This is a genomic window from Novosphingobium sp. PhB165 (assembly GCF_004341845.1).
Taxonomy (GTDB): domain Bacteria; phylum Pseudomonadota; class Alphaproteobacteria; order Sphingomonadales; family Sphingomonadaceae; genus Novosphingobium.
In genome coordinates this window covers 52,632-65,641 of record NZ_SLVB01000015.1, presented here as the reverse complement: position 1 = coordinate 65,641, position 13,010 = coordinate 52,632, and the positions used below count along the sequence as shown (strand labels likewise).

Here is a 13,010-nt window from a genome sequence, read left to right as displayed (position 1 = left end):
CATTACGGTTGAAGCCCCTGACTCGGCTGTGATTCCTGCTCAGGCACGGAACCTGCGGGGTGCGTGCCATGGCGAACGACGGAGATGAAGGTGAGACCTGGATCGACGGAGAAATAGACAACACCAGGTTCGGTGATGCTCGGCTTGGTAATCGGCTGCGCAAACTGATGTGCTGCTTGGACAGCGCAACAGGTCAGCCGCTGCCGTTGGCGTGCGAAGACTGGGCAAACACCAAAGCGGCGTACCGCTTCTTGTCGAACAGCTCGGTCACCGAAGAGCACGTTCTGGCTGGCCATTTCCAAGCGACAGCGCGTCGTGCAGCCATCTGCGATGGCACCCTGCTGGTGCTGCAGGACACCACAGAATTCGTCTACCAGCGATCAGCACCAGACAGCATCGGCTACACCAAGCATGTGAACAGCGGGCGCGACAAGGAAGGCCGCTGGCGCCAGCACATGCTGTGCGGCGTGATGATGCATGCCAGTCTGGCCATCACGCTTGAAGGGCTTCCCCTCGGCTTGACAGCTGCCCGCTTCTGGAGCCGTGCACAATTCAAAGGGCTGCTGGCGCTCAAACGCAAGGTCAACCAGACCCGCGTGCCGATCGAGACAAAAGAAAGCATTCGCTGGCTCGAGAATATGCGCGGCTCGACGGCATTGCTCGGAGGGGATCCCGCCCGCATCGTTCACGTCGGCGATCGCGAGAACGACATCTATGAATTCTACTGCGCGACGCAGGAGCTCGGGGCCCACTTTGTCGTCCGCACTTGCGTTGATCGTCTGGCCGGCGACGGCAAGCACACCGTGTCGGCCGAGATGGCCGAGGTCGCTGTCGAGGGACATCACCAGTTCGAGATCGCCGACGGTAGCCGCGTGAAACTGGCCCTGAAGTACAAGCGCATCGGCGTTCTGCCGCCCATTGGCAAAGCGCGGCGCTACCCACCACTCAGCTTGACCGTGATCCACGCCGTGGAAGTCGACCCTCCCGAAGGGCGCAAACCGATCGACTGGAAGCTGCTCACCGATCTTCCTGTCGGAACGGCCGCGGAGGCGATCGAGAAAATGGCCTGGTACTCGATGAGATGGAAGATCGAGCTGTTCTTCAAGATCCTCAAGTCAGGCTTCAACGCCGAGAAACTCAAGCTGCGCGCAGCCGAGCGACTGGTCAACCTGATAGCCATATTCTGCATTCTGGGCTGGCGAATCTTCTGGCTCACGATGCTGAACAGAGCGCACCCCAATGATGATCCCGGGTCCGCACTGACAGCCACCGAAATCGAGATCATTGACCGAATTGCCGCCCGCGCCGGGAGAATGACTGCAACCGCGCCGCCGATTTCATCGTACCTGACTGAGATCGCGCGCTTGGGCGGCTATCTCGGTCGACGACACGATCCGCCGCCCGGCAACATGATCATGTGGCGAGGTTGGACCAGACTCATGGCCATCCAACTTGGGGTCGAGCTCGCCGCCGAACCACTTGTGGGTAATTGAAAGCCGGCGTGCCCCGCCTTGCCTGGTCCTGAGAAAGGCTCTTAAGGACGCTCTTGAGAGTGCACTCAGGAGCGGTGGATGTGGCAGATTACAGTGATGTCAGGACCCGAGCGTCATCGGCGATGGACTGACGAGGAACGGCTGCGGATTTTGGCAGAGGCGGGGGCACCGGGCGCGTGCGTTGCCGATGTCGCGCGGCGGCATGATATTTCGACGGCACGGATCTACACTTGGCGCAACAAGCTTCTTCCTCAAATCACAGGGCCGGAGTTTGCGGAGGCGATAGTGAAACTGGCAGGTCCGAGAGTAACCCGAACCGCCTCATCAAATTTTTGCAGGCTGAGCGTGTTGGTATTTGGCGGGATCCCAGTCTAAACGTGGCGAGATTGAGAGGCAAAAGCGATATTCTCATGCCGGAACATGTTTGCAACAACCTCTTCGTCTTCCAGGCACTCGATCACATAACGCAAACCGTCTGCGTTGAATGGCGTGTCCAGATCGATGACCAAGACCAGCTCAGGTCGATCCTGGCCCCTAAAAGCGAAGACGATCCCGCTCTGGAATACCGCTACGATGGACTTTCGCGGACCGACATTTGCCGGATCGGAAATCTTTGTCTGCCTCCCATTGTGCCGGATTCCATCTTCACCGCGGTTTGCGGACCAATCCCTGCCTTCGATGAAATACCATATTTGATACACACAACCTTTGAGCTTCCGCTCATGCTGGAGGGACGCAAGCCCCTGGCCGTGTTTGGCGATGGCTATCCGTCCGAGTGGTTTGATGAATTCCTTGCCCCATTTGAGCCATTTGTTGCTTCGGGCATCTCGTTCGCCGGATCATTGACACCCCAATGCCCCACCTCAAGCGGCATCGACCGGACTTGGAAGGGATGCGAGACGTGTTCTTCGCAATTCCAAGTGAGGAATGGCGGATTGACGCATACATCGACAAAATCAAAAATCGGACATCCGATTGGGATGATGATCTTGAACGACTTCAAGGCTCGCTGCTTGGCTACGAAGATTGGCAAAATGATTGGTGGATCGAGCAGCGTGTAAAACGTCGAAACGCCGCGACCTGACAGCGGCCTTCACCTGATGGCTGCGCCGCTCCCGGTTTGGACACCGAAGGTATCGGCGGCGTTGGAGCCCGTCCGAGCGGCAACCATGGCGGCCGCGCAGCGAAGGATTTACCGCTCGACACCAGAACCGGTGTTCAGGCGGGAAGCACTCGCGGCGAGCCCAGCCCATAGGGAAACTTTGAACAAATCAGTGGGTGACTGGGGAGTCTTTGCACAGAAAGGACGGCAAGTGCGCCGATCGCTGCGCCTGCCAGCCGGGCGGAAATGAAAAAGATCAATCAAGCCCCGCCTTCTCGATCGCCGACGCTGCCGAACCTGGAACACGGACTGGCCTAACCACCTTTCAGATGTGCAGCCGCAGCCCAGGAGCGACCAGACCTATGAAAATCGCAACCTACAACGTCAACGGCGTCAACGGGCGGCTACCCGTGCTTTTACGTTGGCTAGAACTTGCCGAACCGGACATCGTTTGTCTGCAGGAACTGAAGGCGCCGCAGGACAGGTTCCCAGATGCTGCTCTTGCGGCAGCGGGCTATAGGGCCATCTGGCATGGACAGAGCCGCTGGAACGGCGTCGCGATCCTCAGCAAGATCGGTGATATACACGAGACCCGCCGCGGGCTTGCTGGCGATCCCGAAGATACGCAGAGCCGCTACATCGAAGCGGCTATCAACGGAGCGCTCATCGCCAGCCTTTATCTTCCTAATGGCAATCCGAAGCCGAGCGCCAAATTCGAATTCAAACTGAAATGGTTTGAGCGGTTGCACAGTCGTCTTGCCGAGCTTGTTGCGCTGGACGCTCCGGTGATTGTTGCGGGAGACTTCAATGTCATGCCGACGGATCTCGATGTTTACGCGCCTGAGCGTTGGCGCGACGATGCTCTCTTCGCACCGGAAGTGAGAGCGGCTTACGCCGTTTTGCTACAGCAGGGATGGACCGACGCGCTCCGGCATTTTCATCCGCAAGAGGCCATCTACACGTTCTGGAAATACTGGCGCGGCGCCTTCGAGCGCGACGCGGGCCTCAGGATCGATCACGTCTTGCTGAACCCGGCGGCAGCCAAGCTTCTCATAGCGGCGGAGGTGGACCGGCGAGCACGCGGCTGGGAAAAGACCAGTGATCATGCGCCGGTATGGATCGAGCTGAGCAATAAGCCGGTGCGCGAGGCCCGGCACAAAGCCTAAGCGCACCCCATGACTCCAGAGAAATTCCTCCTGGTTGTAAATGGCTGGATGCCCAACAATCAACGTCTATCGGTACTGATCTATCGAAGTGTGGAAAGCGGCAATCGAGCACAAATCGCCGAAGCCTTCGAGAAACGCTTCGCAGAGCATGGTTGGCCGCCGAAATGGCGGGAAACCATTTTTGACTATCATCACTATCACTCGACCGCCCATGAGGGGTTGGGCGCCGCGAGCGGCCGCGCCTCCGTGGTCTGGGACGGGCCAGGCCCAATGATCGTGAGCATAGTAGCGGGCGACGCATTCGTATTGCCGGTCGGCACCGGCCATTGCCTGATCGAGAGCAGCGAAGATTTCCTGGTAGTGGGCGCCTACCCGCAGGGACAGGATTGGGACATTTGCCAGGACCCGCCATCGAAGGAGGCGCTCGGAGGCATCCAGAAGATGCTCGCAGCTGAGCAAGATCCCGTTACTGGCGAATGATTCGCGAAGTGGCACGAACAGCAATCGTCCGGCTTCAGGTTTTGTAGGTCCCGATTTTTACAGGTCGGGTAAGACCTGGTCGGCGCGCCCCCAGTGGGCGAGATTTTTCGACCCGGCCCGTCTCACCATCTCGGCGCCGTCGCCGATATGCCAGCGCGAAGGACTGTCGATGTCGCGCAGTTCCTCCCAGGTCACCGGCACGGCGATCGGCGCAAATTCGCGGCTGCGGGCGCTATAGGGCATGACCGCTGTCGCGCCGCGCTGGTTACGCAAGTAATCGACAAAGATCCGCCCCGCACGCTTGGCTTTTGCAAGAGCGGCCGTGAAGCGTTGGGGCTCTGCTTGGGAAAGCGCCAGGGCAAAGCGGTGGGCAAAGTCTTTCACCTCTGGCCATTCGGCCGACGGAGTGAGGGGAGCGATGACATGGACGCCCTTTCCGCCCGTGACCATCGGAAAGGTGGTCAGCCCCATCTGGGCAAGCATGTCCCGGACATGGAATGCGGCTGAAACGACGTTCTTGAAATCCAGCCCCTCATCGGGATCGAGATCGAATACGAGTCTATCGGCTTTCTCGATATCCTCGATCCGCGCGCCCCAGCCGTGGAACTCGATCGTACCCATCTGAACACAGGTGAGAAGGCCGGCCGGCGTATCGACAAACAGGTATGCCTCTTCGTGCCCTTCCTTCTCGCGGATACCGATCTGCTTGACCTGGCTGCCGAAACTCCCGGTATCATGTTTCTGGAAAAAGCACTTCTTGGCTCGGCCTTGCGGACAGCGGACCAGGCTTATTGGCCGGCTCCCCGCCCAAGGCAGCATAATTGGCGCAACGGTCTCATAATAATCCGCGAGCTGGCCTTTGGTGAGCTTCCCCTCCGGGAAAATCACACGTTCGCGGTTGCTGATCCGCACGGCGTCTGCGACGGGAGCGATTGCGGCGGCCACCGGCGCCTCGGTCTCGAGCACGATCGCTTCGGGCTTCTTGTCTTCGCGCAGGCCGAGATAGCTCGGATGGCGAAGGACGCCTTCATCGGTAAACTCGATATAGGCGATTTCGGCAACCAGCTTCGGCTCGATCCAGTGAGCGGAACGAACGGCGGCGCGCGGCGCTTCGACCGTTGGCTCCTTGCGCTCGAGGGATGCCATGATCTCCATCAATCGGTCGATCTCATCTACGGTGAAGCCGGTACCGACCTTGCCAGCGTATCGCAATTTGCCATTTTCATTGACCCCGAGCAGAAGCGAGCGAAATCCGCGCTTCTTGTCGGACGGCGTCCAACCCACGATCACGAACTCCTGACGGCGAATGCACTTGGTCTTGACCCAGCTGCCGCTACGCGAGCCGCTGTAGCGCGCGTCGATGCGCTTCGAGATGACTCCTTCGAGCCCTGCGCTGCAGAAGCTGGCAAGAAGCTTCTCGCCCTTACCGACGATATGATCCGAATAACGAAGTCGGCCCCCGCCCTTGCCGATTAGCGCAGCAAGCCTCTCCTTGCGTTCAATGAGCGGGAGACCGGTCAGATCCTCCCCATCGAGTTCGAGAAGATCGAACGCGAAATAGTCGATGGCATCGGGATTTGCCTTGAGCGCCGTTTGCAGGGCCTGAAAGCTGGTACGGCCATCGGGAAGGGTGACGACCGCCTCGCCGTCTATGAGCGCGCTGCGGGCTCCAAGCTTCTGCGCCTCGGCAATGAGCGCTGCGAAACGGTCCGACCAGTCCAGGCCCGATCGGGTGTAGGCCCGCCCTTCACTTCCGCCGACGGCGAGAAGCGTGCGGTATCCGTCATACTTGAGTTCATGGAGCCAGCGATCGCCGGGTGGAACACAGTCGACCAAGGCGGCGAGTTGCACGGGTTGGAAGGGCGGGGGCGAGCTCGCTTTCCTGCCTCGGCCCGGCCCGGCACTATCCTGATTGGGAGCCGTAACGGGTTTCCCGTTTCTCGCCTTACGCTTCGGGACCGCTTTGCCCGCAGCTATCTCCTCCATGGTGCGGCCGGTATCGATGCTTGTGAGGTTGGCGCCGGTCAGCTCATCCGACCCGCCTGCAAATTCATCGTGCACCTTGCGCAATATCCAGTTTTCTCCCTTCTCCTTGCCGCGCGGCTTGAGGCGGAAGAGGATCCATTCGCCCTGCATGCGGCGACCATGGAGGACGAAATGGAGGTGGCCTTCGGTCAGGGTCTTGCGGGGATCCTTACCTGGAATCGTTTCCCACGTGCCATTGTCCCACAGCATCACCGTGCCGCCGCCGTACTCACCTTTGGGGATCGTGCCTTCGAAGCGCGCGTAATCGAGCGGATGGTCCTCGGTGCGGACTGCGAGACGCTTGTCGTCGGGATTGGTGCTTGGCCCCCGGGTAACGGCCCAACTTACCAGCACGCCATCCAGCTCGAGCCGGAAGTCAAAATGAAGGCGCGATGCCGCATGTTTTTGAACGACAAAACCGTTGCCGGGGGCGGAGCCAGTTGCACCGGAAGGCTCTGCGGTACGCGAAAAATCACGTTTCTCGCGATATTTTCCGAGACGCTCCTCTGCCTGCGTATGCTTTGTCTTGAGGGCTCGTGCCATGTCGCCTCCAATCGATATGCCACGTAATCGATGCGGAGACGAACTCGTTCCCTCGCCGCCCTTCTCTATTCGCCGAGGTCGCGGATGAAACGATAGCTTGTTTGTTCAAAGCCGAGAGAGCGGAAAAAATTGTGACTGTTATTGATCATGATATCGCTCAGCGCCTCGACCTGCATGCATCCAACCTCCGCCAACGCCTTCTCCGCTGCGGCCAGCATGGCCGTTGCGATGCCCCGCCGCCGATGCGCTTTATCGACGACAAGCACGATCAGACGCCCCAGGGCACCGCGATGGACAGAAGGAATGATCGACCACTCACAGCAACCGACCACCCTGCCAAGCTCGGCCACGATCAACCCCGCCTTTGCCTTTCGAACCTCGGCAAGATTTCTTGCAACCTCGCTCGGCTCAATGGCGATGCCGGAGAGCTGATCGAGCAGCGCCGCCAGTTCCATGCTGTCGTTGGGATTGGCTAGGCGGATACGCAGCACCGGATTGGGAGCAGCTTCGGGCTTTGTTCTCGATTCACGGGGGCGCCGGGATGCTAGCTTTTTCGCCCGTTCGGATTGGGGAACGAGCCTAAGAGCCGGTTTTGGGCGGGTTCCACCTGCTAAGTCCCTTTCGCCAAGCGAAGGATTATCAGCACCAGACGCCGTTCGGCGGCGCGGGCGCTGCCCAGAGTGCCGCCGAAAAGCCGTATCTTCATCGTCGGGCTCGGACGCTGATGGCTTTTTCGGCGGTCGTGGGCGCTGCGGCGCCGCGTCGGCGGATTGCTTCCATGTGCCAAGCTCGCTTGCACGCAGAAAGTCCTCAATATCCTGCGCGCAGGCAGTTAGCCCGTTTTCGCCGACACCAAGAAGGGCCTTTCCACTTTTATCAGTCAGCCCATACTTACCGTAGTCACCGACGCCGGGCTTGCGCCGCCGGGAGCGCAGCAGCTTGAGACCTCGATGCTGGGCCATCTGGCGCAGTTGATCGTCGGTTGCCAGCGTCATTTAGTGGAAATCCGGGGCGACTGACCCGAAGTCGGATTTTCGCCGGCTATCGAACTCAGCATTGGCCTCCTTCCCGAAGATGCAGTCAGATCGAGTCTGTGCCGGGAACGAGCCGCTGCCCCGTGCGCTCGGTAGGATATGCGCACGCACTGCTTCGCTCAGTCCTCGATGATCGATCACATCGCCTACGATGACGAGGCCCGGACCCTTAGGGTCTGGTTTTACCAGACCGGCGACTATCTCTACTATGACGTGCCCGCGTTCCTCTTTGAGGGGTTCTGCAGAGCGCCTTCGGCAGGGACGTTCTTCAACGCCCATATCAAGGACCATTTCCGACACCTGCGAAATCCCGGGCGCCGGCGCTTTGGGCCAAATGGCTGAGCGATCAGGCTTCACCGAGAGCACGATAAACCGACAACAGGTGCCGCGATGCCACCGCGCGGGCGCGCGGCGAGCGGATGGTCTCCTCATTTGTCTCGTGCAGCATGGCGAGCATGTCGAGCACCTCCTGTCTCGGCATGCCTGTCTCGCGAAGATGCGTTCCGATCAGTGCCAGAAGGTTGGCCCAAAGCGTTATCGCCCCTTCGGCGAAAGCGGCATCATCGTCCCCAGGCCCTGGGGCGGGATGGTCCAGGCTTTTCCTCACGGCTCAGGCCCGCTTGCGCGTCGATGGCTTCGCAGCCGATTTGGTGGCGGGCTGCTTGGCGGCGGCCTTTGCAGTTTTCTTGGCGGCGGGCTTCTTGGCAGTCGTTTTGGGCGCCGCCCTGCTGGCGCTGCCGAGCGAGTTCTTGAGCGCCGCCATCAGATCGACGACGTTCGAGCCCCGCGGATCCTTGCCGCTGTCGTCGGAATCGATGTTGAGGGTCTTGCCCTTCTTCTTTCGCTCGATGAGCTCCTTGAGGGCATCGGCATAGCGATCGTGAAATTCGGCCGCGTCGAATTTGCCGGTCTTCTTGTCGATCAGCGTGGTAGCCAGGTCGAGCAACTCCTCGTCGGGATCCGTATCGCCGATGTCGCGAAAATAGCTCGTCGCCTTGTTGACCTCGTCGGCGTAGCGCAGCGTCTCCATCACCATCCCGCGCCCGCAGGCCTTGATGCTGACGACGTACTCCCGGCCGCGCATGGCGAGTTGCCCCAGTCCTATCTTGCGCGTGCGTCGCAGCGCCTCGCGAAGGACGATGAAGGCCTCTTCCGCCAGATCGTCGGCGGGCACGACGTAATAAGGCTTCTCGAAATAGATCATGTCGACATCATGCGCATCGACGAACTGGGTCAGCTCGAGCGTCTTTTTGCTCTCGAGCTTGACGCCCTCGATCTCCTTCTCGTCGAGCAGGACATACTCTCCCTTGGCGTACTCGAAACCTTTGACGATGTCCTCGACGTCCACGGGACCGATGCCAGGCACGACCTTTTCATATTTGATACGCTGGCCCGAGGGCTCGTGGATTTGATTGAAGGCGATCGTAGCGCCGCTTCTGGTGGCGGAATATATCTCAACAGGGATCGAAACGAGCGCCAGGCGGATCTGGCCTTTCCAGTACGGACGTGCAGCCATCTGTCCTCTCCTTCGGGCAGACTCCTTTAATTCGTGGACAGCGGTGTCGTTCCGGAGCTTTCCAAAGCGGGATCACCGCATGTGCCTCCTTCCTCAGCGATCGACAGATATCCTTGATGCCTCAGCAAACGTGCACCCCGGCGCTTGCGTGGGCGGGCCTGGCGCATAACCTGAGTTGACCTCCGTTTATTCGGGCGACTCCCTGCCCCGCTTTATCGCAAAACGGGCAGGAGGCGGCGACTGCCGCGGCGTCAATGGCGTTCCCCTCTTGAAGCCGATTTCCAGACAAGTGGGAGTGATTGAATGGCTGACGTGCGCGATCGCACGGGGCACGATGATGCCCCATTGTCCACCGCCAAAGACGGCGAAAGGGCGCAGATAGTCGCCAGCGAGCTCGATGGGGCCAAGGGCGACACTCTTTCCGGCAAGACCGTTACGATCAATCGCCCGCGAGACGAACTGTTTGCCGTTTGGCGAGACTTCTCTAACCTCCCGAAATTTCTCGACAATGTGATTTCTGTCGAACAGCTAAGCGACGGCCGATCGCATTGGACGGTTCGGGGACCGGGCGAACGCACTGTCGAATGGACTTCCGTCGTTACCCAGGAGACGCCCGGCGAACTCATCGCATGGACGACAGAGGAAGGCGCTGACGTTCCCAACAGCGGACGTATCGAGTTCCGCGATGCGCCCGGAGGGCGAGGAACCTGGGTGACAGCAACAGTCCTTTACGATCCGCCTGCCAGCGTCGTCGGCAAAATTGTCGCAAAGATGTTCCAACGTGAGCCCGCCATCCAAGCGCGGCGCGACCTGCGGCGTTTCAAACAATTCATGGAAACCGGCGAGGTCGCAACTGCGGCGCGCACCCGCAAGCAGCTCGACGAGGAGAACGCCTGATGCGCGCATTGACCTGGCACGGGAAGCACGACGTTCGCGTCGACACCGTCGACGACCCCGATATTCTCAACCCACGCGATGCCATCCTAAAGATCACCTCCACGGCGATCTGCGGTTCGGACCTTCATCTCTACGATGGCTACATTCCTACGATGCAGGCGGGTGACATCCTCGGCCACGAATTCATGGGCGAGGTGGTTGAGATCGGCAGGGATTCCACGCTCCAGAAGGGGCAGCGCGTGGTCGTCCCCTTCACCATTGCCTGTGGGTCTTGCTTCCATTGCTCGAAGCATCAGTATTCCGCCTGTGACAATGGCCTGCCCGCCGACAACCAGGACATCGCCCAGACACTCTACGGACAGCCGATGTCCGGCCTGTTCGGCTATAGCCACATGACCGGAGGCTATGCCGGCGGCCAGGCCGAATATGTTCGCGTCCCGTTTTCCGACGTAGGGCCGATCGTGATCCCGGATGGGATCGAAGACGACAAAGTCCTCTTCCTTTCCGACATTTTGCCCACCGGATGGCAGGCAGCTGAGAACGCCGAGATCGAGCCGGGCGACACGGTGGCGGTCTGGGGATGCGGCCCGGTTGGGCTGTTTTCCGTCCAGTCGGCGTTTCTGATGGGTGCCGAACGGGTCATTGCCATCGATCACTTTCCGCACCGGCTCGAACTCGCCCGGAAGTTCGGAGCCGAAACCATCAACTTCGAAGAGACCAAGACCTACGAGGCTCTGATGGAGATGACCGGCGGCATCGGACCCGATGCCTGCATCGATGCGGTTGGGCTTGAGGCGCACGGTTTCTTCGCCGACAATGTCTGGGATCAGATCAAGGCATCCACGTTCCTGGGAACCGACCGCACGCATTCAATCCGGCAGGCCATCCTGGCGTGCCGCAAGGGAGGCCGGGTGTCGATGCCTGCGGTTTACGGCGGGTTCGTCGACAAGTTCCCGCTTGGTGCATTCATGGAGAAGGGCCTGACGCTCAAGACCGGCCAGACCCATGTCCAGCACTACCTGCCCGGACTGCTGAATGCGATCATGGAAGAGAAGATCGATACGACCTTCCTCATCAGCCACCGCCTGTCCCTCGAGCAGGCACCCGATGGCTACAAGATGTTTCATGACAAGCAGAACGAGGTGACCAAGGTTGTGCTGAAGCCGGGCCTCGACCTCGCCCGTGTGCCTTGAGGAACTGGAGGGCAACGGTCCTCACCTGAGGTTGCGGTACTAACTGCCGGTCCGAGTTGGCTTCCGGCTCACGCCGGCCATTCGGTGGCCTTTGCAATCTTCTCTGCAGGAGAAAGCCATGACGAATAAATTAGCTGTGATCACCGGCGCGTCGAGCGGCATCGGACTTGAACTTGCCAAGCTTGCGGCGAAGGATGGCTATGATTTGTTATTAGCCGCCGACACTCCGTTTGGCGATGTCAAGGCGGAGTTGGAGGCGCTCGGCGTCTCGGTCGAAACTCTGGAGGCCGATCTCTCAACTCTCGAAGGCGTCGACGGTCTGCTCGTGCGTGCCACCGGCCGGCGGATCGACTTGCTCTGCGCCAATGCCGGCCACGGCCTAGGGCATGCGTTCCTCGAACAGGATGTCTCCGAATGGCGGCATGTTCTCGACACTAACGTGACCGGTACGCTTTATCTCCTGCAAAGCGTTCTGAAGTCGATGGCTGCCAGAAACGACGGCAAGGTGCTTGCGACAGGGTCGATCGCGGGCTTCATTCCAGGCAGCTTCAACGCCGTTTACAACGGCACCAAGGCGTTCGTGGATAATTTCACCGAAGCACTTCGGAACGAACTGAAGGATTTCGACGGCGTGACCCTGACCACCCTCATGCCAGGCGTCACCGATACGAAATTCTTCGACCGCGCCGGGCTCGGCAAGGATACGGATGTCGGGGCGGACGACAGCAAGGCCGATCCTGCGAAAGTCGCCAAGGATGGCTGGGACGCACTGCAGGCTGGCAAGAGCACGGTAGTTTCGGGCTGGTACAACAAGCTGCAGGTAGCGGCAGCAGGCGTGGTCCCTCAGTCCATGCTCGCCGAACAGCACCGCAAGATGGCAGAGCCAGGCAGTGCGCATTAGTCTCGTTACAAAAGCGGTCATAGCCAACGAGCTCTAACGCCCTTTCTTCTTTCAAATCCCCGCGCGATCCCGCGAGCCAAGGGGCGCCGAATTCGGGAGTCCGCTTGGGACGCGCTTAACCAGCAGATAAAAAAGAGATATCCCATAACAGATACCTTCACCGATGCGTTGCCCTGCTAAGGGCCGACCACAGAAAAGTCGAAGCATCTTGAATCCTTCAACCTCGGTCGCCCAGCGGCTGAGAAATGCGATAAGCACTGGTGCAGTTTTGAGCGGATGCCGTAAACGTAAGAAGTTCCTAAATTTTTCCTGCCGCCGTCTCCAAGAAGCGAAACCTACCGAGCTTCAGAAACTGGGGGCGCCATCCCAAAACACCGGTCCGGACGCACATTTTCCGGCTTTGCCTCGCCGGTTGTGTTCAATCCACCCGCTACTCTGCTCTTGTTTTCGCGCCCTCTTCCGCAGCGTGTGCCACAGAGCGCTCGAACATCCTTTTTAAGGTCAACCCCACAGCGAAGGTTACGGCGGCTATCACGACCGCCTTTGCCGCGGCTTCATCAAGCGTACGGACGAACCGCTTTTCCTTCTCGCGACCGCGCGCAGTTCGGACAGCCTCTTCAGTCGATTGATCATGCTCCTGTGCTCCGTCTTCTACCCACC

At 59.8% G+C, this 13,010-nt stretch carries 11 protein-coding genes and 1 pseudogene; 9 read left to right on the top strand and 3 right to left on the bottom strand.

The genetic code is table 11. From position 1 onward, the window contains the following. Window positions 1–68: 68 nt before the first annotated feature. From EDF56_RS24600 to EDF56_RS24580, 5 genes and pseudogenes are all read left to right on the top strand, one after another. Window positions 69–1,493: an IS4 family transposase gene (locus tag EDF56_RS24600; protein ID WP_132392611.1), complete on the top strand. Its 1,425-nt coding sequence runs from the start codon at window positions 69–71 to the stop codon at window positions 1,491–1,493. 78 nt (window positions 1,494–1,571) lie between these two features. Then, window positions 1,572–1,691: pseudogene (locus tag EDF56_RS26545) on the top strand (transposase); the annotation flags it as partial. Window positions 1,692–1,723: 32 nt separating this feature from the next. Then, window positions 1,724–2,554 (top strand): hypothetical protein, encoded by an 831-nt coding sequence (locus EDF56_RS24590; RefSeq protein ID WP_243652843.1) that lies wholly within the window; start codon window positions 1,724–1,726, stop codon window positions 2,552–2,554. 403 nt (window positions 2,555–2,957) lie between these two features. Continuing rightward, a complete protein-coding gene (xth, locus tag EDF56_RS24585; RefSeq protein ID WP_132392605.1) occupies window positions 2,958–3,761 on the top strand; it encodes an exodeoxyribonuclease III in 804 nt (267 codons plus the stop codon). Window positions 3,762–3,770: 9 nt separating this feature from the next. Further along, window positions 3,771–4,241 (top strand): cupin, encoded by a 471-nt coding sequence (locus EDF56_RS24580; RefSeq protein WP_132392603.1) that lies wholly within the window; start codon window positions 3,771–3,773, stop codon window positions 4,239–4,241. A gap of 57 nt (window positions 4,242–4,298) precedes the next feature. Here EDF56_RS24580 and ligD read toward each other — a convergent pair whose 3' ends face one another. Beyond that, window positions 4,299–6,809 (bottom strand): DNA ligase D, encoded by a 2,511-nt coding sequence (gene ligD, locus EDF56_RS24575; RefSeq protein ID WP_132392601.1) that lies wholly within the window; start codon window positions 6,807–6,809, stop codon window positions 4,299–4,301. Window positions 6,810–6,874: 65 nt separating this feature from the next. Beyond that, window positions 6,875–7,804: a GNAT family N-acetyltransferase gene (locus EDF56_RS24570; RefSeq protein WP_132392599.1), complete on the bottom strand. Its 930-nt coding sequence runs from the start codon at window positions 7,802–7,804 to the stop codon at window positions 6,875–6,877. Between the two features lie 168 nt (window positions 7,805–7,972). Here EDF56_RS24570 and EDF56_RS24565 point away from each other — a divergent pair, with 168 nt between their 5' ends. Beyond that, window positions 7,973–8,185: a KTSC domain-containing protein gene (locus tag EDF56_RS24565; RefSeq protein ID WP_132392597.1), complete on the top strand. Its 213-nt coding sequence runs from the start codon at window positions 7,973–7,975 to the stop codon at window positions 8,183–8,185. A gap of 268 nt (window positions 8,186–8,453) precedes the next feature. On the opposite strand, the gene EDF56_RS24555 is transcribed toward EDF56_RS24565, so the two are convergent. Continuing rightward, window positions 8,454–9,359 carry a Ku protein gene (locus EDF56_RS24555; protein WP_132392595.1) on the bottom strand — a complete coding sequence of 302 codons (906 nt, stop codon included), beginning with the start codon at window positions 9,357–9,359 and terminating at the stop codon, window positions 8,454–8,456. Between the two features lie 303 nt (window positions 9,360–9,662). On the opposite strand from EDF56_RS24555, the gene EDF56_RS24550 reads away from it, so the two are divergent. The 3 genes from EDF56_RS24550 to EDF56_RS24540 all read left to right on the top strand — a co-directional run bounded on the left by EDF56_RS24550 (window position 9,663) and on the right by EDF56_RS24540 (window position 12,350). Next, window positions 9,663–10,256: an SRPBCC family protein gene (locus tag EDF56_RS24550; RefSeq protein WP_132392593.1), complete on the top strand. Its 594-nt coding sequence runs from the start codon at window positions 9,663–9,665 to the stop codon at window positions 10,254–10,256. Beyond that, complete coding sequence (locus EDF56_RS24545; protein WP_132392591.1) at window positions 10,256–11,449, top strand: zinc-dependent alcohol dehydrogenase; 1,194 nt, start codon at window positions 10,256–10,258, stop codon at window positions 11,447–11,449. The genes EDF56_RS24550 and EDF56_RS24545 overlap by 1 nt, the downstream gene beginning before the upstream one ends. A gap of 118 nt (window positions 11,450–11,567) precedes the next feature. Further along, the gene (locus tag EDF56_RS24540; protein WP_132392589.1) at window positions 11,568–12,350 is read left to right on the top strand and encodes an SDR family NAD(P)-dependent oxidoreductase; all 783 of its coding nucleotides are present in this window, start codon (window positions 11,568–11,570) and stop codon (window positions 12,348–12,350) included. Window positions 12,351–13,010 lie beyond the last annotated feature (660 nt).

What these genes read in the sequence shown, in the direction of transcription:
- xth (WP_132392605.1), top strand. Translation starts at nt 2,958, where the DNA reads ATGAAAATCGCAACCTACAACGTCAACGGCGTCAACGGGCGGCTACCC.
- EDF56_RS24555 (WP_132392595.1), bottom strand. Translation starts at nt 9,359, where the DNA reads ATGGCTGCACGTCCGTACTGGAAAGGCCAGATCCGCCTGGCGCTCGTT.
- EDF56_RS24545 (WP_132392591.1), top strand. Translation starts at nt 10,256, where the DNA reads ATGCGCGCATTGACCTGGCACGGGAAGCACGACGTTCGCGTCGACACC.
- EDF56_RS24550 (WP_132392593.1), top strand. Translation starts at nt 9,663, where the DNA reads ATGGCTGACGTGCGCGATCGCACGGGGCACGATGATGCCCCATTGTCC.
- EDF56_RS24540 (WP_132392589.1), top strand. Translation starts at nt 11,568, where the DNA reads ATGACGAATAAATTAGCTGTGATCACCGGCGCGTCGAGCGGCATCGGA.
- EDF56_RS24565 (WP_132392597.1), top strand. Translation starts at nt 7,973, where the DNA reads ATGATCGATCACATCGCCTACGATGACGAGGCCCGGACCCTTAGGGTC.
- EDF56_RS24580 (WP_132392603.1), top strand. Translation starts at nt 3,771, where the DNA reads ATGACTCCAGAGAAATTCCTCCTGGTTGTAAATGGCTGGATGCCCAAC.
- ligD (WP_132392601.1), bottom strand. Translation starts at nt 6,809, where the DNA reads ATGGCACGAGCCCTCAAGACAAAGCATACGCAGGCAGAGGAGCGTCTC.
- EDF56_RS24570 (WP_132392599.1), bottom strand. Translation starts at nt 7,804, where the DNA reads ATGACGCTGGCAACCGACGATCAACTGCGCCAGATGGCCCAGCATCGA.
- EDF56_RS24600 (WP_132392611.1), top strand. Translation starts at nt 69, where the DNA reads ATGGCGAACGACGGAGATGAAGGTGAGACCTGGATCGACGGAGAAATA.